Raw genomic sequence first — 26,114 nt, 5'->3', positions numbered from 1 at the left:
GCGGCCTCCTTTCTTAACGCTATAAGATGAGACTTAGGGCTTAATCCACCGCATCCCAATATTGCCTGGAATAGCTTGAAAACCAAACTGCTGATAGAGTTGGTCGGCCGGTTCCTTGGCCATCAAGCAAACATAAGCAGACGCATCTGCATTCGCTATGAGCCAATCCGAGACAGCTTGCATCAGGGCCTTACCCAGTCCTTGACCTTGGAATTCAGGTGCCACCATGACCGAATTGATGATATAAGATAAGGCACCGTCCCCAGCAATCCGGGCAAAACAAACCAGCCGCTGACCCTGGTAGGCACAAATCATATAGAGGGAATTAGCTAGCGCACGTTCAGCCACTTCTTGAGGGGGCTTAGCCCCCAAGCCTGTGGCAATCCGCAAATCAAGATAGTCTTGGACAGTCGGAATCGTTTCAGTCCAGCGAAGTTGTGCCTTAGACATACTGACGTTGCACCCCCTCTTTGTAGGCCGCGTCAATCAGCCCGCCACCTAGACACTCTTGACCATCATAGAAGACTACTGCCTGCCCCGGTGTAATGGCCCGGACTGGTTCATCAAAAATAACAGTCGCCTGAGTCTTATCTTGGCTAAGCTTAACCGTCACTCCAATATCTTGTTGGCGGTAGCGGAACTTGGCCGTACAATGGAATTCTTCTGGCACATCTGACAAATTAGGCGCTGTAAAGGATACTTCACTGGCCGTCAGATAGTCTGAATAGAGATTTGGATGATGGAAGCCCTGACCTACATAGAGAGTTTGCGTCGTCTGATCCTTACCAATGACAAACCAAGGTTCATTGCTAGTGCCACCGCCACCAATCCCTAAGCCTTGGCGTTGGCCAATGGTATAGTACATAAGCCCCATGTGCTCGCCCTTGACCTGACCATCTAGGGTCACCATTTTGCCCGGTTTATTGGGTAGGTAGTTGGAAAGAAATTCATTGAAATTCCGTTCTCCAATGAAGCAGACACCGGTTGAATCCTTCTTCTTGGCAGTCACCAAGCCGGCCTTTTCTGCTAAGGCACGGACTTCAGACTTCTGCAAATGGCCCAAAGGGAAGAGGGCTTTCTGGAGTTGGGCTTGGGATAGTTGGCTAAGGAAATAGGTTTGGTCCTTATTATTATCCAGGCCACGCAAGAGGTGGACTACCCCATTTTCATCTCGCTCCGAACGGGCATAGTGCCCCATGGCAATATAGTCCGCCCCTAATTCCATGGCATAATCTAGGAAGGCCTTGAATTTTACTTCCTTGTTACACATCACATCTGGGTTAGGCGTACGCCCCGCCCGATATTCGCGTAAGAAATATTCAAAGACCCGATCCCAATATTCTTTCTCGAAGTTAACAGAATAATAGGGAATTCCAATTTTCTCCGCGACTTTGACTACGTCTTGGTAGTCTTCAGTCGCTGTACAGTGACCATTTTCGTCAGTATCGTCCCAGTTTTTCATGAAGAGGCCGATGACTTCATAGCCCTGCTCCTTGAGTAGCAAGGCAGCGACAGAAGAATCTACGCCTCCGCTCATACCCAAAACGACACGTTTTCCATTTGTTGACATTGTTCTTTTCCTTTCTTTCTCTCTATGGATAACTCCGTGGAAGGCAGAGCATCCTGACATGTGTGCTTAATTGATAACAGAAGAAGAGAACGAAAGCACTCTCTCGTTCTCCCCACTTAGGCTAGACTTCAGTTAAAACGTTACGCTCAACAAAGCCATCAAAGATAAAGTTAATCTTCTCTACAACCATTTCATTATGAGCTAACTTGGTCACATCGACAGCAGTTAAACCCTTGTTATTAACGGTTGAGATTTTGAGAGTCTTCAAGTCCTTGTTCACCAAGACCTTGAGCACCAAACCATCACGGTGGTGGCTATCTAGAGGACGTTTGTATTGGAAGTTACCGCCAGTTGACTCGGTAAAGCCATTATCCCGCAAAGTATAAGGTTTGCAGGCTGGATTGATTTCGAAGGTACGGTTAAAACCTTTTAAGGTTGCTTGTTTGGTGAATGCCATAATTCATCGCCTTTCTTGTTTACTTTTGTTGTCTTGCTTTTAAGAGGCCAAGTTGTTTGACCACTTGGTCTAAGTCCGCTTGCGTCACGTCCAAACCCATGGTCAGACGCATACTTTCACGCTGCCGGTCTTCCTGGTCAGGGTAGTAAGCCTTAAGGACTCGACTAGGTTCTAGACTACCTGCCGAACAGGCTGAGCCAGCCGAAACATAGATCTGAGCCAAATCTAAATGGATTAGGACCTGACTAGCCTTGAGGCCTTTGAGCCAGAGATTAAGGAAGCCTGGCAAATGATGAGCCTGAGGACGGTTGACTTGATAATCAATTCCTGCTCGAGTTAGCTCCTCCAAGAAGTAAGCTTCCAAGTTTGCCAAATGCGCTTGTCGCTGCTCCGCTTCTGCTAGAGATAGATGGATAGCTTGAGCCAAGCCCTGAATATAGGCTAGATTCTCAGTTCCAGCTCGCATACCAGATTCTTGCCCGCCACCTATCAAGTAAGGTTGCAGCCATGGTTGATCTTGCCATGCTTGGAAGTAGAGTAAGCCGATTCCTTTAGGCCCACCCAGCTTATGGCCCGATAGGCTCCAAGAAGTGGCTATCTGGTCTAGTTGCCAAGGTAGTTTGGTAATCCCTTGAACCAAGTCAACATGGAAAAAATAACCGCGCTGACGAGCTTCTTGTGCCAATCCAGGAATGGGGTAAATGGCGCCTACTTCATTGTTGACCGCCATGGCTACCCAGCCACTAGTATCTTCCTGACTAGCCGCTAGAAATTGGTCAATCAGGTCCTGGTCACTGCCCCCATCTTGGGGTTGAATCCAGGAAATGGTCCAGCCCTGTTCTTCTAATCGCTTGAGCGCTAAATCCACAGAGGGATGTTCTACAGCCAAAGCCACCAAGTGGCGAGCTTTACCAACTGCTAGAGCACTTTGAGTCTGAGACCAGATAGCCCAGTTATTGGCTTCCGTCGCCCCTGACGTGAAGTAGAGGCAAGAAGCTGAGGCTAGGTCCAAATCTTTGGCAATGGCCTCGCGAGCCTGATTGAGAGCATACTTGGCAGACTTGCCCAATTGATAAGTGCTAGAGGGGTTCCCATAAAGTTGGGATAAGGAGCTTGTGATCGTTTCGACAACTTCTGGACGAACAGGTGTTGTCGCTGCATAATCAAGATAAATAGCCACCTTGGCCTCCTCCTCTCAGACTAGACTTTCCTTCTTATTATAGCACACTCCTAGCCTTTCGCCTATCCATAAGTTTAGTCAGAAGATTTGTCTCCTCAGGCCTTTTGCGGTATGATGAATAGGCAGATAATTGATTGAAAGGAGGCCTCCCATGCTTCAACCACTCGCCTATCGCATGCGCCCTCGTCAACTGGAAGATATTCTTGGCCAGGAGCACCTTGTTGGCCCTGGTAAGATTATCCAGCGCATGGTGCAAGCCAAGCGCCTGACTTCCATGATTCTCTACGGACCGCCCGGTATCGGCAAAACTTCCATTGCCAGCGCTATTGCAGGTTCGACTCGTTATGCCTTCCGAACCCTGAATGCGGCCACCGATGGTAAGAAAGAACTGGAACAAGTAGTAGAAGAAGCCAAATTTTCTGGCACCCTTATCTTACTCTTGGATGAAATTCACCGATTAAACACCACCAAACAGGATTTCCTACTACCACATCTGGAGAGCGGTCGGATTATTCTGATTGGGGCGACCACCGAGAACCCCTATATCGCCATCAACCCCGCCATTAGAAGTCGGGTGCAAATTTTTGAACTCAAGCCTCTCAGTCCTGAGCAGGTTTGCATGGGTTTGACTCGGGCCTTAGCCGATCAAGAACGTGGGCTCGGTAAGTACCCTGTACAAGTCCAGAATGGCGTTCTAGAACATTTTGCCCAAGTTTCGGGCGGTGATATTCGGACCAGCCTTAACGCCTTAGAGCTGGCAGTCCTGTCAACTGAACCGGACCAAAATGGGCAAATTATCATCGACATGGCAGTGGCCAGTGATTGCTTGCGACGTCGCCGCCTTCAACACGACAAGAATGGTGACGCCCACTACGACGTCATCTCCGCCCTACAAAAATCCATCCGCGGCAGTGATGTCGACGCTGCCCTTTATTACCTAGCCATATTACTGACTGCCGGTGAGCTGACGGTTGCCTGCCGTCGCCTGCTAGTGATTGCCTATGAGGATATTGGTCTAGGCCACCCAGCTGCCACACAAAGAACGGTTGCGGCCATTCAAGCCGCTGAAAAGCTAGGTCTGCCAGAAGCCAGTATTCCCTTAGGTTTTGCAGTCATCGACCTAGCCTTGAGTCCAAAATCCAATACTAGCTATCGTGCTATCAAGTCTGCTATGGCTGCGATTGACCAAGGACAAGTCGCCCCTGTCCCAGACCATTTGCGGGACAGCCACTATCAAGGCGCTGACAAGTTGGGTCGAGGACTTGACTACCGCTATCCCCACGACTATCCTGGTCATATCGTAGCTCAAGAATATTTGCCTAAGGAGTTAGCTCATCACCAGTTCTTCCAAGCAGACCCTAGCGGTAAGTATGAAGAAGCCTTGGCTCACTACTACCAAAAAGTTAAAGAAATCCTCAAAAAATAAGAGCGCTTACTTGCAAATTTAGCAAGTCGTGCTATAATAAAAGTATAGAAAATCTGTGGTGTACGTGACATATACACTGTGTTGACCGAACATTTTTCTTTAGATATAGGGAACCAACTCGGCTGACTTATGACAGGCCTTTTCACTTGGTAGTCAGCGGTTAGGCGTTAGGTGCCCACCTGCTTAGATTGCGGGTTCAAAACATCTATATGACCAAACGGCACTAACGGATTTGGGTAGGAACTAGGGTTCCTGCCCTCTTTTTTATATAGAAAAAGAGCTTGGGGCTTGCCCAAGCTCTTTCACTTATTTTTTTATGATACTTTCCGTCTCACTTGCCAGTGTGCAATAGCCAAACCCAAGAAGCTAGGTACAATCCAACCTAGACTCTGGCCACTCAGGGGCAAATAAGTAGCGAATGTGGAAGCTAATGCTTTCAGTGGTAGTACCCAAGCTAGCTCTGGCATGGCTTGAATGCCATCGATTAGCGCCACTATCCCTGTCAGTGCCATAGCCCATTGGTAGTAAAGGCTGTCGATTGCCCGACCTCGGCACAGTAAGGTGACCATGACTAGGACAATCGCCAGAGGATAGAGAAACATGAGCACCGGAACGGCCCAAGCAATAATCTGAGTCAAACCGGCATTAGCGATAAGAGTAGCCAAGAGGCTAACCGCCAGTAAGTAATGCTTGTAATCCAGACTAGGGAATAGGTCCACCATTGCCTCCGAAAAAGCGGTCAGAAGCCCTACCCCTGTCTTAAGGCAGGCCAGAATAACAATTAAGGCCAAGAGGATACTACCTGCTGAACCGAGATAGTGATTAGCAATCTGAGCTAGTGCAATCCCACCATTAGCACTCAAGGAGAAGTGCCCCAAGGAAGTCGCCCCAGCATAGGCCAAGAGCCCATAAATTAGGCCCATTAAGAGGATACTAATGGCTCCGGATTTGACCATGCCGCTAGCCAGTTCGCCCGGCTCCTGAATCCCTAAACGATTCATAGCTTGAATCATGACAATCCCAAAAGCCAAGGCCGCTAGCACATCCAGGGTCTGATACCCCTCCAGAAAGCCTGTCGCCATTGCTTGTTGAGCATAGCGCCCCTGGGCCATCATTTGCCCAGCTTGCCCCATTGGATTGAGGACTGTCAGAGTCAAGAGTAGCCCTAAAACCAGTAAAAAGGCAGGGTTAAGAATTTTGCCAATATAATCTAGAATCTTACCTGGATTCAAGGATAGAAAGCCCGCTACTAGGAAGAAGATGAGGGAATAAATTAGAAGACCATGTCCCTGGTGACTCGACTCGATAAAAGGGGCTACCCCAATAGTATAAGATGTACTTGCCAAGCGTGGCACCGCAAATAAAGGACCAATTACCAGATAGAGCAGGACCGTAAAAATCACACTGAACTTTTTACCGACACGACTGGCTAGCTCGGTTACACTCTTACTCTTAGACATCCCCATAGCGAGAATGGTCAGGAAAGGCAAGCCGATGGCTGAAATCAAAAGTCCGACCACAGCTGGTCCTACCTGAGCGCCACTTTCTTGTCCTAGGTGAACTGGGAAAATCAAGTTCCCGGCCCCAAATAACATACCGAAAAGCATGGAACCCAAATATAGGGCGTCTTTAGACTGAAGCTTTTTGCTCATTTATCATACTCCATTTCAAGCAAAAGCAACATCCGAAAGGAATGTTGCTCTTACTTACTTTTTTATTATTCTGCTTCAAAGTAAGCAGGGTAATGCGTTTTGACAATCTGGTGGCAACGATGGCAAAGGGTTGGGGCCTCCGCAATCGTTCCTACTTCCGGACGGACTGCCCGGCATCGTTCGCAGACATGACCTTGTGCTCGGCTAACAGAGACAGCATAGTCTTCTAAGACTAAAGCATAATCTGGTGCCGGCGTGGTCACTAAGTCTAGATGAGAGACAATGAGTAATTGATCTAAATCTTGACTCAAGGCCTTTAAGGCATTGGCTTGTTCTTCATTGACATAGAGGGTCACAGCTGCTTCAAAAGATTTCTTGATTGGGTCTTGCTCAGCATTTTTCGCTTCCTCTAAGGCTTTTTGAACCCCTTGTTGGACATGGAAGAAGAGTTTCCATTGATCCACCAGCGCTTGATAAGCGGTCCCATCGACTGCTTGAGGGAATTCTGCTAACTGAACATAGCCTTCAACCCCTGGTAATTCCTTCCAGGCTTCTTCCATGGTGTGCAAGAGGACTGGTGTTAAGAGTGGCAAGAGGTCACGCAAGATGCCGTAGATGACGGTTTGCATTTGACGACGTGGTAAGCTATTGGGAGCTTCAATATAGAGGACGTCCTTAGCAAAGTCCAAGTAGAAGGCAGACAAGTCAACCGTCATGAAGTTGATAACCTTCTTATAGATGCTAGCAAATTCAAACTTATCGTAGGCACTTAAAAGGTCGTTAACAACGAGCTTAAACTTAGCTGTCATGTATTGATCAACTGGACGTAAGTCTTCAAAAGCTACAGTATCCTTGCTTGGGTCAAAGTCTGACACATGGCTTAACATAAAGCGGATGGTATTCCGAATTTTACGGTAAGCCTCAGCAATTTGCTTGAGGATGTCCTTAGAAATCCGTACATCTGATTCTGAGTCCACACTGAGAACCCATAGGCGGATAATATCAGCCCCAAGCTCATTCATGACTTCTTCCGGCACAATAACGTTACCTAATGACTTACTCATCTTGTTACCTTTACCGTCTAAGACGAAGCCTTGAGACAGCACCGCCTTATAGGGTGGCACACCCTTAGCAGCAACCGAAGTGGTAAAGCTTGAGTTGAACCAACCACGGTATTGATCAGACCCTTCCAAGTAGAGGTCTGCTGGGAAAGTCAGATAATCTCTGGCTTCTAAAACCCCTGCATAAGAGGTCCCAGAGTCGAACCATACGTCCATGATGTCAGTTTCCTTGGTGAATTTACCATTTGGACTGCTAGGATGCGTGAAGCCTTCAGGCAAGAGATCCTTAGCATCACGTTCAAACCAGACATTAGAACCGTGTGTTTCAAATAAAGTTGCCACATGCTCAACGGTTTCAGCTGTTAAGATAGCTTCCCCATTTTCAGCATAGAAGATAGGAAGTGGTACACCCCATGCCCGTTGACGAGAGATGACCCAGTCACCTCGGTCACGAATCATGTTGTAGATACGTGGCTGGCCTGATGGGTGGTACCATTTAACTTGTGTTTCAATTGCTTCAAGCAATTCTTCACGAAATTTATCAATAGAAGCAAACCACTGTGGTGTCGCCCGATAAATAACAGGTTTTTTAGTCCGCCAGTCATGCGGGTAGCTGTGGACAAATTCAGAGTAAGACAGCAGGGCACCCTTTTCCTTGAGTAATTCCACTACTAGTTTGTTGCCTTTTGCATAGAAGATACCTTCAAGACCAGGGGCTTCATGAGTATAGTGACCTTGGTTATCCAATGGGGACAGAATATCTAAACCATAGGCTTTACCAATATGGTAGTCGTCTTCCCCGTGACCAGGAGCGGTATGTACCAAACCAGTCCCTGCATCTAGGGTTACGTGATCTCCCACCATGAGTAGGGACTCCCGTTCATAGAAAGGATGCCAAGCAGTGAGTCGGTCAAAGTCCTTCCCTTGATAGTGAGCCTCTACTTGATAATCTTCCCAGTTGAGGGTTTGAGCTAAGGACTCCAGCAAGTCTTGAGCTACGATGAAATGACGGTCTCCCACTTTGACTTGGGCATAGCTAGCCACAGGACTCACTGAAATCCCTAAGTTTGCAGGAAGAGTCCAAGGCGTGGTGGTCCAGATTACGAACTCAGCTTTTTCTGGTACAATGCCTTTGCCGTCTTTGACCTTGAAAGCCACATAGATAGAAGGAGAAGTTACGTCTGCATACTCCACTTCGGCTTCTGCTAAGGACGATTCACTGGATGGTGACCAATAGATTGGCTTCAATCCCTTGTAGATGTAGCCTTTTGCCGCCATTTGACCGAAAATGCGAATTTGTGCCGCTTCGTATTCAGGAGCTAGAGTCAAGTAAGGATTGTCCCACTCACCTGTCACACCTAAGCGTTTGAAGTCAGCCTTTTGGCCTTCTACTTGGCGTAGGGCATATTCTTGACAGAGTTTGCGGAATTCGACCACAGACATGGACTTGCGGTCAACCCCTTCTTGCTTGGTCAGGGCAGATTCGATTGGCAGACCATGTGTGTCCCAACCTGGCACATAAGGCGACCGGAAGCCAGACATGGATTTAGAGCGAATAATAATATCCTTACTAATCTTGTTGAGGGCGTGACCCATGTGGATTTTACCGTTGGCATAGGGAGGCCCATCGTGGAGGACATAGGTTGGCTTATCAGCATTCTTAGCTTGGATTTGTTGATAGATATTCGCATCTTCCCACTCTTTTTGTAGGACGACTTCTTTAGTTGGTAAATTTGCCCGCATGGCGAAATCGGTTTGACCAAGGTTGAGGGTCTCTTTTAGTTTCATATTGACAATATTCCTTTCTTGACAGTATTAACTACAAAAAAATATAAAAAGACGCCCCGGAACGGGACGTCGCAACGTGGTACCACCCAATTTTATTTGTAGTCATACAAATTCTCTTACATGATAACGCTCTTTAAGCGGCACCGGCTACTTAAGTTCACCGAGCATTATAGGTAAGCTGATCATCTACCCTATAGGGAACTCTAGGCTTGCACCCTTCCTAGATCGCTGGGGATGTATAGAGGTGATGGTGGTCTTACATCATTTCTGGTAATTCAATTTTAATGGTTTGGCCCAAGATACTTTCAACAGAAGCTTGGTCATCCTTATCAGGTGTTACCTTAGCTTCTAAGTTTCCTTGAGTTTCATGGACAAATTCTTCAACATCTGAAGTGACTTGGGTCTCTACCTCTTGCTCTAAGGCAGCCACACGCTCAGAACTACGTTCTTCAGCCTGGCTTTCTTCGCTAGCAGGTGTTGCAAAAGCAATCTCCTGTTCAAAGGTTTGAGACTTGATTAAATCTAGTTGTTGAGTCAACATGCGTTGCATTTCGAACTGAAGGTTGCGTCCATTATGACGTAAGAGTTCCACTTCATTAGCCAAGTGGTTGACGGTATCATGTGCATTAGCGATGATACGATCAGACTCACGTTCTGCCTCATAAATAATGAGTTCTGCTTCCTTGCGCGCATTTTGTTTGAGGCGTTCAGCCGCTTCGTTAGCGATCAAGATTGAGCTATTCAAGGATTCTTGTAATTTCTCGAAATTCTTGATTTTCTCTTCAGCTTCCGCCAACTTACGTTTAAGGCTAGCCACTTGGTCTAAAGACCGTTCATAGTCAACAACCACTTCATCTAGAAATTCATTGACTTCTTCTTTTGCATAGCCTCTAAATTCGCGATTAAATTCTTTGGTTAAAATATCGTTTGGTGTAATTGGCATGTCACACACTCCTTTGCTCTTGCTTTCTTCCTTAGACGACTAGAACCTTAACCTTAAGACGAATATTGTCCTTGCGGGTTAGCCCTTCCTCGGCATCGATTTGAAAACGCCCAAACTTCCTAAGCGAGACAAAGTCGCCTGCCTCTAGCTCAAAATCTGGTCGATTAATTTCTAAATAATTGACCTTGACCAAGCCCCCTAAGACGGCTTCTTTTGCACGCTGTCTAGAAAAATTATAGACTTTACTCAGCATAGTGTCAAGCCTTAATGACGTGGTAATGACCGTCTGGTCTTCCCAGAGGACTTGTGGCGACAGAACCTGATCAGGCTCGATATATTCAAGCCTTACCCCGACATTTCCCATTTTAGTCACATTTTGACAAACATAAGGCGCAATCTTGGCATCCACTAGTACCTGCCAGTCCTGTCCATCGGTAATGATGTCCCCGATTCGGTTGCGTTCTAAGCCAGCCCCCAGGAGGGAACCTAGGATAGAACCATGTCGAATATTAGCAAATTTCTGCGGAAAGTGAATCTTCAAGGCTTGAATCTGGAAGTCGCTAGTTTCTAAATCATAATACTGAGGATAAAAAACCAGTCTTTGACGTTCAGCGCCTGGCAAACCGCCTTGGCAGGCTAATTGAACTTCATCTTGTCCATTAGCCAGTTGCTGGGCAATCAGGGCTTCGCGCGGAGTCACAAAGTAACTAGTTACCGGACAATAGCGACTAGCCGCATAGGCCATCTGTTCTAGTACATAGTCAATAAAGGCCTGCTCCTCTTTACGATAATGTTGATATATACCCTCTTTCATGGGACTACACTCCAACTAACAATCGCATAAGGAAATTTTGAACCAGATAGAGAACCATCAGCGCCGCCATAACTGAAAAGCTCAAGCCCCCTACTGGCGGGATAAAACGATCAAAAAGCTCAACATAAGGCTCGACTAGGCTACCTACCCAACGTCCTAAGTCACTGTAACGGGCATCAGGAAACCAAGACATGATGGCCCAAATAATAATAAGGGTCTCGTAAGTAGTAAAGGCCCAAGAAATAAATTGTATCAGCATAATAGCTCTACCTCTTCGCTCATTTTTTCTTCCATAACAGTTATGGGCACGCTGGCTAGCTGCTAGAAGCGTAGCCTTACGTGCCCATGATGCTTGCGACTAGTTACTTAGCTTAGCCACGGTGGCGTTTGCGGAAGAAAGGTGGTGTATCAAGTTCGTTATCTTCCGTTGTATCAACTTGACGGTTGCGGCTAACGTCACTTGAACGTTGGAAAGTCCGCTGTGGCATCTCATGAGCAGATTCACGAGTGTTTTGTTCACGACGGATATCCCAGTCACTGAATAAGTCACGTTCGCTCTCGCGACCGCGTGGTACCAATTCGATGTCGTTACTTGCAGACACCGCTGGTTGGCTTGATTCAGGCGCATTGCTTGCAGGCGCTGCATTGTAATTGTTGCGCGCTGGGCGTTGAGCCATCTTGCTAGGTGCATTCTTCTCAGTATCAATCCCAGTTGCGATAACAGTAACCACTACCTCATCACCAAGATTTTCATTGATAGATGTACCGAAGATGATGTTAACATCGCTAGTTGAAGCGTTGGCCACGATTTCGCTAGCATCTTGAGCTTCAAAGAGGGTTAAGTCAGAACCACCGGTAATGTTCAAGAGGATTTGTTCTGCCCCATCGATTGAAACTTCCAAGAGTGGAGAAGAAATAGCCTTCTTAGTTGCCTCAGCTGTACGGTTTTCACCAGAAGCAACCCCAATCCCCATGAGAGCAGTCCCTTGATCTTTCATGACTGTCTTCACGTCAGCGAAGTCCAAGTTTACGTAACCTGGCGCAGTAATCAAGTCAGAAATCCCTTGTACCCCTTGACGTAAAACGTTGTCAGCTTCAGAAAAAGCTTCTAACATCGGCGTCTTACGGTCAACGATTTCTAAGAGACGGTTGTTAGAGATGGTCACCAAGGTATCCACGTTTTCCTTCAAGTTCTTAAGACCTTCAGCGGCGTAACGGCCACGTTTAGGACCTTCGAAGGTGAAAGGACGTGTCACAACACCCACTGTTAAGGCGCCTAATTCTTTAGCAATGCGCGCTACGATTGGGGCAGCACCCGTACCGGTCCCCCCACCCATACCAGCTGTTACGAAGACTAAGTCTGCGCCTTCAAGTACTGTACGAATTTGTTCTTCGCTTTCTTCAGCAGCCTTAAGACCGACTTCAGGGACTGAACCTGCCCCCAAGCCCTTGGTTACCTTAGGGCCTAATTGAATCTTAGTTTCTGCTTGTGAGCCTTTGAGAGCTTGAGTATCTGTATTGGCTACGATGAACTCTACCCCTTGGACGCCTTCTGCGATCATACGGTTAACGGCATTACCGCCGGCCCCGCCGACCCCGATGACTTTGATAACGGCGCCGTCACGGCCGTTAATTGAATCAAATGCTAATTCCATAAATCGTTCCTCCTGAATCTTAATCGAAAAATGTTCTGAAAAATGCTTGAATTTTACTGATAATCCCATTACCTACCACAGGGACTGGGTTATCATAATTAACGTCTGCCTCTGGTTCTGGAACATAGTTACTTTCTTCAGCAGCATAGCCTCCAAGATTGGAGTATGCATCATAGTCTGATACTGGCTCTGCTACCGGCCGTTGACGTTCTGGTCTTGCCGGACGGCGAGGTGCTTGCTGACGAGGTGGCATCATTGGCTGGTTTGTTACATCCTGTGATGCAGTCTCTTGGTAAGGGCGCTCAAACCCACGATCTTGACGTGGTGAACTTGCTGCTTGATAAGTTCCTTGGGCAATACGATGCACAACATCTAGGCCTGCTGCATATTCTACCATGCCAATAGCTGTCGTAAAGACTGGGTTCCGCATACCCATTTGCTCCGGGATATAGAGGCGAACCTTAGGACCAAAATACTCTTGGGCTAGTTCTAAGACGCCTGGCAAGGAAGCCGCTCCACCAGTCAGAACGAAACCGCCTGGTAAGTCGAGGGCATCGACCCCTTCCAAGTCATCTCGAACTGTCTCAAAGATTTGCGCCAAACGGGCTTCAATAATTTCCGATAAATAGCGTTCATCTACGCGAACAGGTTCCTTACGTCCAACTGTCTCCACTGGGAAGTATTCTTCTTCAGAAGTCTGACGAGAGACCGCATAACCAAACTCACGCTTAATCCGCTCCGCATTCTCTAAGGAAGTATTAAGGATTAGGGAAATATCCTTGGTGACGAAGTCGCCACCTTCTTGGTCAACGAAGGAATACTTCAATTGATTGTCATAAATAATTGAGGCACTGGTTTGGCCCCCACCCATATCTACGATGATGGTCCCAAATTCACGTTCATCAGGCGTTAGGGCTACTTCGGCAATAGCTTGAGGTTGTACCACCAATTCCGTAATGTTGAGTCCAGCCTTCTCCACACAGCGACGAATATTGTGGATGATAGTCTTAGGACCTGTAATCAGGCGCGCATAGAGTTCTAGCCGGACCCCAATCATACCTTGAGGATCGCGGATGCCGGTAAAACCGTCCACAATAAACTCTTCTGGAATGATGGAAATAATTTCCCGTTCAGGTGGAACAGACCGCACCTTAGCAGCCATAATGACATTATTAACATCTTTTTCGGTAATCTCACGGGTATCACTGGAAACAGCAATCATACCGTGACAGTTATCAATCATCAGCTTGTTACTTGGTACGCCGACAATGACATCATTTATTTTAACTTGTGCTTTTTGCTCTGCTTGCGCAATGGCCTGTTGAATGGAATAGACCGTCTCATCGATATCAACGATTACGCCACGGCTTAAGCCACGTGACTTCGCGTTACCTACGCCAATAATATTGACTTGGCCATTCATGTGCTCAGCTACAACCACTTTAATTGAGGTAGTCCCAATATCTAAACTAACAAAAATTTCTGGGGTTCTCACAAGCGTTAGCCCTCCTTTGTCCTCTCACAGGGAAGCTTGATCTCCCTGGATGAGATATAATCTCTCCCTATAATTCTATCACATACTGGCCTTGATATGAAGCGAAATAATGCCTGTCACAAAGAATTAATATAGATTTTTTCCTTATTTGTCTCTGTTAGTTCTTATTCACATAGTAAAGCCTTCCCAAACTAGCTCTCGGGACACTATGAAGACGGGCATATAGTAAAAGCGAGGACTTAGTCCTCGCTTTTGTTTATCTATTAAGGTTGTTGTCCAGACTGGACTCTTACCGGCCGTTGTTGGCCTGTAAATGGCGTAAAGTAGGCTCCCACTTCCAGATTAAGTGTTCCCTTCTTATCACCTAATTCTTTAAGCATTTGATTGTAGAAGGTCATCTTATGATTGAAGGTTGGTAGTACTGCCTTGACCAGGTTGCCGTCCCGCATCTTAGCTTCAAAGGCACTATTCTTGCTGGCCTCTTGACCTAGCTTGAGACTTTCAATTTGACTGAGAATATCGGGCGGAGTTTGTTTCAACATTGTTGTCAACTCTGTTACTCGACCTGATGGGGCCTGAACCAAGAGTTCTGGCAATTGGTCTAGGTTGACAGCTTCTTTAGCTGCCACACTGGCACTAAAATCACCCCAAGTTCCATTATCTAAGACTGCAATCCATTGGTTTCCTGATTTAATCTTGGCTACAATGGCATGTTCTTCTATCTCTAATTGGAGACTCTGCATATTAGGACGACGTAAGGTCACCTTGCTGACAAGTGGATTCTCCTTCATAATGGCTTGTTCAATCGACTTGCGCTTAGCCATGATGTCTTTAACACGGTCAAAATCGCGAATACCTGAGGCGGCGACAATGGCTTCACCATCCACTCGCTGATTACCCACAATCTGAACAGCATTGACATAGTGTGTCGGCAAGAGTTGATAACCCACTACTGCCAGACTTAAAACTAAGACAACGAAGACGGAAAAAAGTTTCATCTTGCCCTTGGGCCAACTTGCTTGTCCAGAATCCTTACTTGCTTTTTCTTGATCAGGGAGGGAAGTGTGATGAGGTGTTTGGCGATAGTTACCCGCTCGTGGCTTGGTTACGACGCGTGTCTCATAGTCCTCTTCATAATCGGTCCAGGCTGGACTTGGTTGATCACCGTAGGACCTAATCCGATGATTGCCTTGGCGTCTGCCTGAAAAGCCAGGCTGATTAGGAACTCCTTGCGCTTCTTCATAGTCATAGGGCGCTTCCTGATAAGTACGAGGACGCTGACGATCCTGATTAGGTCGCATAACAGGTTGTCCATTCGCATCTAAGCGGTAATTGCCTTGACTTCTTTGCCGACTAGGTTGGCGGCGTTGGTTGAGCGTTTGACGGTTCTCTTGGTAATCTTCTTGATAGCGACTACGCTGATCCAGACGATAATTAGCCATTACTTCCCTCCTTTCTCTAGATTCTATTTTTCTTACTTGCAGATTTCTTCTAAAACTTTGACCAAGCGATCAGAGGCGTCACGAATCCCTAATTCATAGGCTGATTGCGCCATTTTTTCTAGGTTTTTTGGGTCAGCCATCAGTTCCTGGATGGTCTCCACTAGGCTAGTCGCAGTCAAATCTGCTTGTTTAATCATGCGAGCGGCGCCATGGTCCACAAGGGCCATAGCATTATGCTCCTGGTGATTGTTGGTAACATAAGGACTCGGCACCAGAATACTTGGCAAGCCTAATGCCGTTAATTCCGTTAAGCTAGTTGCCCCACTTCTACCGACCACTAGCTTAATTTGGCGCAAGAGACTTGGCATATTGTCGATATAAGGCACTAGACGGACGTTAGCTGGCAGCTCTTGCTTGAGGCTTTGGCGTAGTTCATCATAATGCACTCGACCTGTTGCCACAATAACTTGGTAGTCTTGTCCAGCAAAGGATGGAATAGCTTCAATGGCCGCCTGGTTAATGGCTGGCGCACCACGACTACCTCCAAACACCAAGACGGTTGGCACTTGATCATCCAACTGGAATTGCTCAGAAAGGATGGTGTCCATTTTAGGTGTAGCCACTACTTCTTGGCCACGCGGATTCCCAGTTAAAATAATCTTGCTTTCTTGCCCCTTAAAGTCACTTTTCACTTCTTCAAAGCAAGTCGCAATCCGATTGACGAAACGGCTAAGGAATTTATTGGTAACACCTGCTACACTATTTTGTTCGTGAATTAAGCTTGGAATGCCTAGACGGCTAGCTGCATACAGGACTGGTGCACAGACATAACCTCCTGTCCCAATCACCACATCTGGCTTAAAGTCTCGTAAGATTTTTTTGGCCTTGTGGACACTGGTTAACATGAGCCAAGCTGTCTTAAGATTTTCCAGAGATAAAGAACGTTTTAAACCCTGAATCTCAACTGATTGAAAGGCGAGACCTTCTTTAGCGACGATATCTGCCTCCAAGCCCTTTTGACTACCTACATAGAGGCACTCTACTTCTGGATATTTAGCTTTAATGACTTGATAGAGGGCGAGAGCTGGGTAAATATGACCACCCGTTCCGCCACCTGAAAGTACAATACGTTTAATTTCAGCCATGCATGACTACCTCCCTTTTAGTCCTTATAAGGTTTTTCGGCCAGATAAGACTGGATTAAGTCCACAAAATGCTGACCTCGTACCTCAAAGTTAGCGAATTGATCCCAGCTTGCGCATGAAGGTGAGAACAAGACTACTTCTCCCGCTTGAGCAGCTTCATATGCAGCTAGACTTGCTTGATCTAGGTTCTCAAAAAGATGTACGGCTGACACTCCAGCTTGTCGGAAAGCCTTAGCCATTTTTTCTTTACTTTCCCCATAGAGAAAGGCCTCTACAACATACTCCAAGTGAGGGATTAAATCATCAAATTCATTGCCTCGATCTAGACCACCACCAATATAACGGATTGGTTGGGTAAAACTCTTAAGAGCAGTAGTAGCTGCTACCATATTGGTTGACTTAGAGTCATTGTAGAAGATACGACCCGCTGATTTAGCAATAGGTTGCAAACGATGAGGCATGCCAGCATAGGCACTCAACTCCGCTTGAATAGCTTGGTTGGAGACGCCTAGTAACTTGGCCACTGCAATTGCTGCCAGGGCGTTTTGGACGTTATGGTCACCAGGCACGCCAATTTGTGACACTTTGGCTACTTCCTCACCGCGGAAATATAGAGCATCCCCTTGGCGGTAGGCACCCTGGGCCTGCACTTCTGGGCTGGCTGGCAAATGACTAAACGGCACCTGCTGGGCTTTAACCTGACTGGCATGCGCACGAAGGGTTGAATCCGTCACATTATAGACCCAAAAATCGGCAGCTGTTTGGTTAGTCACTAATTTGAACTTAGCCGCCTCATAACCTTCTTGACTTCCGTGATAATCTAAATGAGCTGAGGTCAAATTGGTCATAACCGCAATACTTGGCCGAAATTTCTCGGTTCCCATCAATTGGAAGCTGGATACTTCCATGACGATTACATCATCAGGGCTCGCTTGGCTAGCCGTTACAAGTGACGGCACCCCAATATTGCCTGCTAAACGAGCCTGACCTTGTGGTCGGTGTGCTAGCATTTGATGAATCCAACTCGTCGTGGTGGTCTTCCCATTACTTCCTGTCACCGCCACAATAGGACATGGTGCAATCCAAGAAGCTAGCTCAATATCTGTATAGATAGGCAAGCCTCGTTTTTGGGCTTCCTCAATTAAAGGTACATGATAAGGTATCCCAGGGTTCTTGACCATAAAATCAAAATCCTGATCTAAGAGTTCTAGCGGGTGCCCGCCATCTACCACCTTAACACCTCTGTCCATAAGCAAATGGACCGACGAATCTTCTAGAAGATTTCCCCGGTCATTTAAGGTTACTTGTGCCCCTTGAGTTAAGAGATATTCAACGACAGAGCGTCCCGTCATAGCATAACCCATTACTAGCACTTTTTTATTTTTTAAATCTTGACCCATTTGTCCCATTAAACTCCACACCTTATCTGATTAGAATATGAAATAATAGCCTAACCCTGCTAAGAGGCCAACGAGCCAAAATACGGTCACAACTTTTTGTTCACTCCAACCACTCATTTCAAAGTGATGGTGAATCGGGCTCATCTTGAAAATTCGTTTACCAGTTAGCTTGAAGGACGCTACTTGTAACATGACGCTGGCAGTTTCTACTACAAAGACAATCCCGACTAAGAGTAAGCTCCAAGGATTGTTAACTAGGAGCGAAATCACTGCTAAACCAGCGCCTAAAGCTAAGGAACCAACGTCCCCCATGAAAATCTTGGCCGGCTTTTTATTATAATATAAAAAGCCAATTAATGCACCTACTACCACCAAACAAATCAAGGCTAAGGAGGTTTGCTTGCTCTTAAGTGCCATGGCCCCATAAACACCATAAGCAAAAATATTTAAGCCTGTTGCTAAACCATCCAAACCATCTGTTAAGTTGACTGCGTTGGAGAAACCTGTAATCCAGATAAAGGCGAAAATACCAATCACAAGGGCATTACTGATAAGGAAAGGTCCTAGGTTGAAGGCTAATTCCACCTTATTCAAGAGACCAATTAAAACGATAATACCAGAAAAAATCAATTGGGTTAAGAATTTTTGACGTGGCGTCAAACCTTCATTTTGATGGCGGAAGATACTAATAAAGTCATCGATAAAGCCAATCCCACCGAATAACAAGAAGGTCAACAAGAGCATCCAGACACCACCGTCTAAGAGTCGCAAGAGTGTGGCAGCTCCTAGAAGTGTTACTAAAATGGCCATGATAAAGACCGTCCCACCCATGGTAGGTGTCCCCGTCTTGACTTCATGCCACTTAGGGCCTTCTTCACGGGTTGTCTGCCCAATCTTTCGGTAGTTAAAGTAGCCGATAAAGAACGGCATAATGATTACCGTGATTGCAAAACTCACGGCCATTGGCAATAGTAATTCCATCTCTCTCTTCCTCTCTGCTTATTATTTCTTCGGCCTTCCTAGCCAAAGTGGCGGGTAACAGCCGCTTCAATTTCTGTTACTTCATCATAAGGTAACTTGTCATCACCAATAATCTGGTAGGGCTCGCTACCCTTGCCGGCAAAGACCAATAAATCCCCTGCTTGCGCCTGAGAAATGACATAGTCAATGGCTTCCTTGCGATCTTCAATGACCTTATAAGGCACTTCATTGTGACTTCCAATTAACTCAGCACAAATTTTCGCCACAGGTTCATGCCTTGGATTATCAGCTGTGAATATGATCCAATCCGAATATTCAAAGACCTTGTCCCCAATTTCCGGGCGCGCTCCACTATCGCGATTACCGCCACTGTGTCCAATAATGGTAACTAGGCGTTTAGGCTCCTGAGCCTTTAACTCTTGAAGCACACGTTCAATGGCATCTGGTGTGTGGGCAAAGTCGACTACCACTTGGAATTCTTGTCCTAAATCTAGTCTTTGCATCCGGCCCTCAACCCCACCAAAGCTAAGCATTAAATCAACTACTGTTTGAGGTTGGACATGGTAATAGTCTACCAAGCAAAGAAAGGCCGCCATAAAGTTAGCCACGTTGTATGCGCCAAGCATAGGGCTAACAACTTGATAGGTCTGATTGCGATAATGCAGTCTGAAGGTTTGGTTACCATCCTTAACCGCTAGTTGGTCAGCATAGGCACTGGCTTTAGAATCCTGAAGACTATAAGTCAAAACATCCGCTGAAGTTGCTTGCATCATAATGGAAGCATAAGGGTCATCTGCATTGATAATAGCCAGTCTTGGCCCCTCTCCCGCAAACTTTTGTCCTAGTTGGGCAAAAAGCAAGGACTTAGCATAGGCATAGCCTTCCATGGTTTTATGGAAATCCAAGTGCTCCCGAGTTAAGTTTGTGAAGATGGCACAGTCAATATCTGTTGCCCAAAGACGCCCCAAGGCTAAGGCATGAGAAGAAGCTTCAATTAGAGCATCCTGACAACCTACCGATACCATTTCAGCAAATAACTGCTGAAGAGCTAAGGCATTGGGCGTCGTGTTGATGGATGGATAATAAGTCTGATCCACCTTATAATGTAAGGTCCCAATGAGCCCTGTCTTATGCCCTAATTGCATGAGCAAATCACTGATAAGACTAGAAATGGTTGTTTTACCATTAGTCCCGGTGACTGCCACCACATTAAGATGCTCGGTAGGCCGACCAAAAAACTGATTAGCTAACAAGGCTTGTGCTCGGAAAGTTGAAGGAACCAAGAAAAAGCTTAATGGGTAGTCTTGCCAATTTTCAGGCAGGACTTCTACCACCATAAGTTTAGCCCCAGCTGCTGCTACTTGATCCACAGCAGTGTGACCGTCAAATTGTAGGCCCTTAATGGCAACAAAGGCACAACCAGGCACTAAGTTACGTGTATCGTTAACTAGTTGCGTGATTTCCCCCTTGATTTCTGGGCCATACAATTGACCACTAGGAACTGCTCTTAGTAAGTCTTCTACTTGCATCCTATGTCCTTCTTTCTTCTTATGGTTTCACCATAATATATTCGATATAGTCATTAAAGAGTTTACCTAAAATCTGCGATCCAAGAAGCCCGTGATCTTGTTGCGGCCGCTTCATGGCCATATAGAGCATGTATTTAGGATTATCTGCCGGGAAGAAAGTTACCACTGAGTGATAGTAGTCATTTGCTCCCGTTAGATAGCCTGAACCATTAGGATCTGCGATTTGGGCGGTCCCTGTCTTAGCCGCAACTTTTACATATGGGTTACGGAAGGAGACTGCGGTCCCATAGGGCTTCTCAACCGTGTCCACCATAAGTTGGAGGACATGATTAGCTGCTTCCTTAGAGATTGGCTTCCCTAAGATACGGGATTGGAATTCACCTGCTGAATCCAATCCTTGAACCACTTGAACTTTCAGCATTTGGCCCTGATTCCCTATACTACTATAGGCTTGTAAGAGTTGGATAGGCGTAGCGGAGAATCCTTGGCCAAAGCCACTCATAATTCGTGAAACCGGGTTATCAAATTGGAAGTTACCGGTTGTTTCATTTTCAAGACCGAAGTCAGTTCCCTTACCGAAGCCAAAGTCGCCTAACTTTTTGACCCACTCTTGGTCTCCCATGCGGTTAACCAGATTGACCATGGCCACGTTACTAGAACGTGTCAAGCCTTCCTCAAAACTAATCTGACCCCAACCTACTTTGTTATAGTCCTTAACCACTTGGTCGTAGACTTGGATAGAGCCTGATTGATAGAGTTCACCTGGTTTATAGAGTTGACGGTCATAGGCTACCGACATGGTCAAAATCTTAATAGTCGAACCCGGTTCATAGGCTTCTTCCACCATCAAGTTCTTCCATTCTGCCTCAATCCCTTCACGACTATTGAGGTTAAAGCTTGGGCGTTGCGAAGCCGCTACTAGCTTACCAGTCTTAGCCTCCACCAGATAAGCTTGCAATGCTTCCGGCTGGTAAGTCATTTGGTATTGGGTCATTAATTCTTCCAGTTTGTTTTGTAGACGTGAGTCTAAAGTTAGATGTAAATCTTTGCCAATTAATTGACGAGTCGACGACTGGTTGCCATCTTGACCGCTAAGACTGACATTATAGGCAGCTTCTAAGCCCAGTTTACCCTCTAGGACTTGAGCACTTAAAGGTTGATCTTCTTCCTTAGCCGTTGCCGTCGCATAGCCAATCAGGTGAGATGCATAGACATCATTAACATATTTACGTGTCGTTTCGCTGACAAAAACTAAGCCTGGTAGATTTTCGGCCTCAATCGCCTTTTTAGTTTCAGATGACAAATGTTGACCAGCATTCCCAAACTCTACTTGGTAGACATTGTTTTGAGTCAGTTGAGCTAAAATCATATCGCGATCTAAGCCCAAATGCTTAGCCAAAACTTTGGCGGTCACATCAGGGTCTTTGACAAGGTTCGTGTCGCCCCAATCGCTGCGAAGCACCGCAAAAAGAGAATAAGAAGTAGTATCCATCGCAATAGGGTTCCCTTGTTGGTCAAAGATACTCCCCCGCCTTGCCTCGGTAATACTACTTCTCTTGGTCCCTGTTTCATGGTAGGCAGTTAAATCCTGCCCATTACTTGTTTTGAAAAGGCTAATTTGGGCGAAACGGAAAATCGCGATACTTGCTAATCCAGCAAGGAGGATTGCCAAGAATCTGAGATTACGTTGAATCATTTGATTATTTGGTTGACTCATGGCTTGGTCAAATCCTTCACACTATCTTGGCGGACCTTCATTCCTTGCTTTTCAGCCGCTTGTTTAATGTTATCGTATTTATATTGTTCCGTCATTTGATCACGCATTACATCTGTCTGTTTCTGTAACTCTAAGGTTTGTTGCATCATCTCTTGGCTAGAACGTTGAATAGATTGAGTCTTGGACTGCATCATGAGATTAACAAAGACACTACCCACCACAACCAAAAAAGTAAGCATGAGCAAGAAAACCTCATAAGGACTGAGTCTCAAAGAACCCACTCTGTTTTTAGTTTGACTACCCACTCTAGGACGACTGACTAAATCAGGCGCACCTAACGCTGGGCTGTCATCAATTGCCGCACTGGTCGCTAAAGGCGGCTCTGGGTTTGCCACTTGGCGGTAACGAGCCTGGGAACTGCGCTTAAAATATTGTTCGCTTGTTACTGTTTCAGCCAATGGTATCCCTTCTTTCTGTTTCTAATTCTTGCTTTTCTATTAATTCTTGCGGAGAATGCGCAACTTAGCACTCCGCGAACGATTGTTGGCCTCTAATTCTTCTGGACTGGCTACAATCGGTTTGCGATTGACCAAGGCAAAAGGCGCCTGCATCTGGCCAGGCAAAATGGGTAAGCCCCGAGGCACTTCTGGCCCTTGACTTACTTCCTTGAATAATTGCTTAACTAAGCGATCTTCCAAGGAATGGAAGGTGATGACGCTAATACGCCCCTCTGGTTTCAAAAGAGTCAGCGCCTGCTCCAGTGAATCTTCGACCGCCCCCAACTCATCGTTGACAGCAATTCGAATGGCCTGGAAACTACGTTTTGCTGGATGCCCACCCGTACGACGGGTAGCAGCAGGGATAGCCGTTTTGACAATTTCTGCTAATTCAGTCGTTGTCTCGATAGGTTGCTGAGCACGTCTTTCTTCAATTGCACGTGCAATACGCTTGGCAAACTTCTCTTCTCCATAACGATAGAGAATGTGCACCAAGTCTTCATAAGGCCAGTCATTGACAACCTCATAGGCACTTAAAGCCTGCTCTTGGTTCATCCGCATATCTAGACGGGCTTCTTGTCCATAACTAAAGCCACGCTCGGCCACATCAAGTTGTGGCGAAGACACTCCTAGGTCATAGTAAATTCCGTCCACTTGGTCAATACCAAGCTCTTCTAAAGCCTGCTTCAAATGACGGAAATTTTGGTGAATAAAGGTAACTTGGCCTTTTTCAACATAGTCAGCCAATTTAAGTTTGGCATTGTTAATGGCCGTCATATCCTGGTCGAAGGCATAGAGATGCCCTTGAGGTCCTAGTTGGTCCAGTAAATACTGGGCATGACCAGCGCCCCCTAAGGTGCAATCAACATAGACGCCGTCTGGCTTGATATCCAAACCATCAACGGTTTCATGCAAAAGCACCGTCTCATGTTTAAATTCCATTGTCTTCACTCCATCACAGGTCAAAATCCATCATACCTTCAGCAATTGCTTCATAATTTTCTTCGGCGTCACCGACAAATTCATCCCAACGTTCGCTGCTCCAAATTTCGATGCGATCAGAAACACCAATGACACGGCATTCCTTATCAATCTTAGCGTAGTCAAGAAGCGTCTGTGGCAAGTTAATCCGACCTTGCTTGTCAATTTCTACTTCAGTGGCAGCTGAGTAGAAGAAGCGGGCGAATTGCCGAGCATCTTTTTTCATAAGGTTGAGTTTCTTTAATTTTTCTTCTTGCACGGCCCAGTTTTCCATAGGGTATCCGAACAAGCAGCCATCCAAGCCTCGGGTAACTACGAATTGGCCACCTAATTCAGGCCTAAATTTAGCAGGCATAGTCAATCGCCCTTTGGCATCAATATTATGTTGAAATTCTCCAATTAACACGATTGCATACACCTCCCATGATAGCTTACCCATATTCTACCACATTCCACCACTTTTCACCACTCCTTCTTGCAAATTTCATAAAAAAAAGCCCGCTAGAAAACTAGCGGCGCTTAAAAAGCTTATTATATCAAGGTTTTACCAGGTGGGAAGGAGTGGTAAAAAGGTGGGGTATTTTCCCTAAAGGATCCACAAGCTAGCAATGCGAAGGAGCATGAGCCCTAATAGCATACTAGAAAAGGATAGGAAGACGACTCGACTAGCCTGGTGAAGGTAGCGGCGGTAACTGAAAACGTCAATTCGTCGAATGTAGTCGTAGAGGTGGACTACTAGAATAATCAAGGTCAGATAGAGAGTTAAAAGCCCTAGACTGAATCCAAAAATAAAACTACTGAAGCCATGTATCAATACCCACCACATGGGGAGGAGCATTTCAGCAAGTGAAAACTTGTAAAAAGAAAAGGAGGACATTGCTTCACGGAAAAAACGATCAAACAAAAAAACATAAATAACTGGCAATAGATATAATAATAATTCCCGCCAATCAAATGGATACATAACTCCACCTCCTCATTCCCCTTATTATAGCATGTAATACTATCCTTGCCTATCCCCCTACATAGGCATTTATGGGGAAATACTACTTTGCTTACTTATACAAAAACGTCCACTCCCAAAGAGTGGACGACTGTCTTATTTCATGACTAGATCAATAATATGACGCCAAGTATCTTGGCTTAGCACTTCCCAGAAGTTGCCCTTGCCAATTATGGCATAGCCGATAATCAGCCCGATGACAAAAAACAAGAAAAGTAAGAGTAGGTACATAATGACCCGTAACAAAGTCTTGCCAACAGTGGCCCAGACGGATTTTTTCATAAGTTTTTCTGCCATAAGGACTCCTTTCTACCCTAAAATACGACGTTTGATACGTTGTAAGCGGCGCTTCAATCGTTGGCGCCATGTCGGGTTGGTACGTTCTAATTTGCCTGAGAGAATTAAATCCAACATCAAACCTGAGCCAATGGCCACACAGTTCATAGGTTGCTCAGCCTTAAGGACGCTGACCTTAAGGAAATCTGTCAGGAAGGTATCCATGTGATAGATTAAGGCGCCTCCCCCAGTTAAGAGGATGCCTTTCTCCATAACATCGGCTGCCATCTCAGGTGGGATTGTTTCTAAGACTCGCTTAGCGACTCGGGCAATCTCAATTAAGATTGGCCGAATAGCCTGACAAATCATATTAGAGTCGACATTCACTGACTTAGGCAAGCCAGTCAAGAGATCTCGTCCCTTCACATCATAGGTTTCTACTTCTTCCTCCGGTAAGAGAACAGCAGACGCGACCGCCTTCTTCAGGCTTTCGGCTGAACGTTCACCAACCAGAATGTGGAAATTGTCTTTGAGATATTGAATGATGGCTAGGTCTACGTCATCGCCAGCCAATTTAATGGATTCACTGGCAATTACTTCACCCGCAGAGATGACTGCAAAGTCACTCGTTCCACCACCAATATCAATGACCATGCTACCCGATGAGCTTAGTGGGTCAATCCCAGCACCTACACCGGCTACCTTTGGTTCTTCCTCTAAGTAGATACGGCCTCCACCAGCACGTTCGACCGTTTCAATTAAGGCTAGGCGTTCAATCTCGCTCACCTTTGATGGGGCACAAATTAAAACATTGGGTTTAGCAAACCAAGAGGTTAAATTCAAACGTTGCATGAAGAGCATAAGCATGGCTTCTGCAATATCAAAGTCAGCAATGACGCCACCCTTTAGCGGTTGAATAACCTGAATGGATTCAGGTGTCCGGCCCATCATTTCATAGGCTTCATAGCCAATAGCAATGACTTCTTGGCTGCGTGTATCAATGGCTACGACAGAAGGCTCATTCAGGATAATCCCTTTACCGTATAAATTCACTAAAACATTTGTTGTTCCTAAGTCTATTCCGACGTTTTTAGCCATTTAA

Annotated in this window: 24 protein-coding genes and 1 other RNA gene; 2 read left to right on the top strand and 23 right to left on the bottom strand. The window is 46.0% G+C overall.

All coding sequences use genetic code 11. The features are described 5' to 3' along the window. Window positions 1-33: 33 nt before the first annotated feature. From HMPREF3093_RS01850 to HMPREF3093_RS01835, 4 genes are all read right to left on the bottom strand, one after another. Window positions 34-450 carry a GNAT family N-acetyltransferase gene (locus HMPREF3093_RS01850; RefSeq protein ID WP_070755342.1) on the bottom strand — a complete coding sequence of 139 codons (417 nt, stop codon included), beginning with the start codon at window positions 448-450 and terminating at the stop codon, window positions 34-36. Continuing rightward, the gene (gene mnmA, locus HMPREF3093_RS01845; RefSeq protein WP_070755341.1) at window positions 443-1,570 is read right to left on the bottom strand and encodes a tRNA 2-thiouridine(34) synthase MnmA; all 1,128 of its coding nucleotides are present in this window, start codon (window positions 1,568-1,570) and stop codon (window positions 443-445) included. Before mnmA ends, HMPREF3093_RS01850 begins: the two co-directional genes overlap by 8 nt. A gap of 121 nt (window positions 1,571-1,691) precedes the next feature. Next, window positions 1,692-2,027 carry a hypothetical protein gene (locus HMPREF3093_RS01840; RefSeq protein WP_023390931.1) on the bottom strand — a complete coding sequence of 112 codons (336 nt, stop codon included), beginning with the start codon at window positions 2,025-2,027 and terminating at the stop codon, window positions 1,692-1,694. 19 nt (window positions 2,028-2,046) lie between these two features. Further along, window positions 2,047-3,207 carry a cysteine desulfurase family protein gene (locus tag HMPREF3093_RS01835; protein WP_257244459.1) on the bottom strand — a complete coding sequence of 387 codons (1,161 nt, stop codon included), beginning with the start codon at window positions 3,205-3,207 and terminating at the stop codon, window positions 2,047-2,049. A gap of 151 nt (window positions 3,208-3,358) precedes the next feature. On the opposite strand from HMPREF3093_RS01835, the gene HMPREF3093_RS01830 reads away from it, so the two are divergent. Both HMPREF3093_RS01830 and ssrS read left to right on the top strand, forming a co-directional pair. Continuing rightward, entirely contained in the window at window positions 3,359-4,633 is a 1,275-nt protein-coding gene (locus tag HMPREF3093_RS01830; protein ID WP_070755340.1) for a replication-associated recombination protein A, read from the top strand. A 47-nt stretch (window positions 4,634-4,680) separates the two neighbouring features. Continuing rightward, window positions 4,681-4,870: non-coding RNA, 6S RNA (gene ssrS / locus HMPREF3093_RS01825), on the top strand. A 77-nt stretch (window positions 4,871-4,947) separates the two neighbouring features. Here the strand turns inward: ssrS and brnQ are convergent. The 19 genes from brnQ to HMPREF3093_RS01730 form a co-directional block, all read right to left on the bottom strand. Beyond that, entirely contained in the window at window positions 4,948-6,285 is a 1,338-nt protein-coding gene (brnQ, locus tag HMPREF3093_RS01820) for a branched-chain amino acid transport system II carrier protein (protein WP_070755339.1), read from the bottom strand. 65 nt (window positions 6,286-6,350) lie between these two features. Continuing rightward, on the bottom strand, window positions 6,351-9,134 hold the full coding sequence (gene ileS, locus HMPREF3093_RS01815) for an isoleucine--tRNA ligase (RefSeq protein ID WP_070755338.1): 2,784 nt from the start codon (window positions 9,132-9,134) through the stop codon (window positions 6,351-6,353). Window positions 9,135-9,390: 256 nt separating this feature from the next. Further along, entirely contained in the window at window positions 9,391-10,077 is a 687-nt protein-coding gene (locus HMPREF3093_RS01810; protein ID WP_070755337.1) for a DivIVA domain-containing protein, read from the bottom strand. A 31-nt stretch (window positions 10,078-10,108) separates the two neighbouring features. Then, window positions 10,109-10,891 (bottom strand): YlmH family RNA-binding protein, encoded by a 783-nt coding sequence (locus tag HMPREF3093_RS01805; RefSeq protein WP_070755336.1) that lies wholly within the window; start codon window positions 10,889-10,891, stop codon window positions 10,109-10,111. A 4-nt stretch (window positions 10,892-10,895) separates the two neighbouring features. Next, window positions 10,896-11,150, bottom strand: a complete 255-nt coding sequence (locus HMPREF3093_RS01800; protein ID WP_070755335.1) for a YggT family protein — start codon at window positions 11,148-11,150, stop codon at window positions 10,896-10,898. Window positions 11,151-11,262: 112 nt separating this feature from the next. Next, entirely contained in the window at window positions 11,263-12,546 is a 1,284-nt protein-coding gene (ftsZ, locus tag HMPREF3093_RS01795) for a cell division protein FtsZ (RefSeq protein ID WP_070755334.1), read from the bottom strand. Between the two features lie 19 nt (window positions 12,547-12,565). Beyond that, window positions 12,566-14,041 carry a cell division protein FtsA gene (ftsA, locus tag HMPREF3093_RS01790; protein ID WP_070755333.1) on the bottom strand — a complete coding sequence of 492 codons (1,476 nt, stop codon included), beginning with the start codon at window positions 14,039-14,041 and terminating at the stop codon, window positions 12,566-12,568. 263 nt (window positions 14,042-14,304) lie between these two features. After that, window positions 14,305-15,483, bottom strand: a complete 1,179-nt coding sequence (locus HMPREF3093_RS01785) for a cell division protein FtsQ/DivIB (protein WP_070755332.1) — start codon at window positions 15,481-15,483, stop codon at window positions 14,305-14,307. Window positions 15,484-15,515: 32 nt separating this feature from the next. Then, complete coding sequence (gene murG, locus HMPREF3093_RS01780; protein ID WP_070755331.1) at window positions 15,516-16,628, bottom strand: undecaprenyldiphospho-muramoylpentapeptide beta-N-acetylglucosaminyltransferase; 1,113 nt, start codon at window positions 16,626-16,628, stop codon at window positions 15,516-15,518. Between the two features lie 17 nt (window positions 16,629-16,645). After that, entirely contained in the window at window positions 16,646-18,037 is a 1,392-nt protein-coding gene (gene murD, locus HMPREF3093_RS01775) for a UDP-N-acetylmuramoyl-L-alanine--D-glutamate ligase (RefSeq protein WP_070755330.1), read from the bottom strand. 21 nt (window positions 18,038-18,058) lie between these two features. After that, window positions 18,059-19,009 carry a phospho-N-acetylmuramoyl-pentapeptide-transferase gene (gene mraY, locus HMPREF3093_RS01770; protein WP_070755329.1) on the bottom strand — a complete coding sequence of 317 codons (951 nt, stop codon included), beginning with the start codon at window positions 19,007-19,009 and terminating at the stop codon, window positions 18,059-18,061. 38 nt (window positions 19,010-19,047) lie between these two features. Then, entirely contained in the window at window positions 19,048-20,538 is a 1,491-nt protein-coding gene (locus HMPREF3093_RS01765) for a UDP-N-acetylmuramoyl-L-alanyl-D-glutamate--2,6-diaminopimelate ligase (RefSeq protein WP_070755328.1), read from the bottom strand. Window positions 20,539-20,557: 19 nt separating this feature from the next. Next, a complete protein-coding gene (locus tag HMPREF3093_RS01760; RefSeq protein ID WP_070755327.1) occupies window positions 20,558-22,255 on the bottom strand; it encodes a peptidoglycan D,D-transpeptidase FtsI family protein in 1,698 nt (565 codons plus the stop codon). Further along, the gene (locus tag HMPREF3093_RS01755) at window positions 22,252-22,713 is read right to left on the bottom strand and encodes a hypothetical protein (RefSeq protein WP_070755326.1); all 462 of its coding nucleotides are present in this window, start codon (window positions 22,711-22,713) and stop codon (window positions 22,252-22,254) included. The genes HMPREF3093_RS01760 and HMPREF3093_RS01755 overlap by 4 nt, the downstream gene beginning before the upstream one ends. A gap of 39 nt (window positions 22,714-22,752) precedes the next feature. Further along, window positions 22,753-23,694, bottom strand: a complete 942-nt coding sequence (gene rsmH, locus HMPREF3093_RS01750; protein ID WP_070755325.1) for a 16S rRNA (cytosine(1402)-N(4))-methyltransferase RsmH — start codon at window positions 23,692-23,694, stop codon at window positions 22,753-22,755. 13 nt (window positions 23,695-23,707) lie between these two features. Then, window positions 23,708-24,139 (bottom strand): division/cell wall cluster transcriptional repressor MraZ, encoded by a 432-nt coding sequence (gene mraZ / locus HMPREF3093_RS01745; RefSeq protein ID WP_070755665.1) that lies wholly within the window; start codon window positions 24,137-24,139, stop codon window positions 23,708-23,710. A 180-nt stretch (window positions 24,140-24,319) separates the two neighbouring features. Then, a complete protein-coding gene (locus HMPREF3093_RS01740; RefSeq protein WP_070755324.1) occupies window positions 24,320-24,697 on the bottom strand; it encodes a hypothetical protein in 378 nt (125 codons plus the stop codon). Window positions 24,698-24,832: 135 nt separating this feature from the next. Continuing rightward, window positions 24,833-25,033, bottom strand: a complete 201-nt coding sequence (locus HMPREF3093_RS01735) for a DNA-directed RNA polymerase subunit beta (RefSeq protein WP_023390951.1) — start codon at window positions 25,031-25,033, stop codon at window positions 24,833-24,835. Window positions 25,034-25,045: 12 nt separating this feature from the next. Next, window positions 25,046-26,110: a rod shape-determining protein gene (locus HMPREF3093_RS01730; protein ID WP_070755323.1), complete on the bottom strand. Its 1,065-nt coding sequence runs from the start codon at window positions 26,108-26,110 to the stop codon at window positions 25,046-25,048. Window positions 26,111-26,114 lie beyond the last annotated feature (4 nt).

Source organism: Abiotrophia sp. HMSC24B09 (assembly GCF_001815865.1).
Lineage (GTDB): Bacteria > Bacillota > Bacilli > Lactobacillales > Aerococcaceae > Abiotrophia.
The sequence above is the reverse complement of the archived record's forward strand: the minus strand, read 5'-3'. Positions and strand labels throughout refer to the sequence as shown.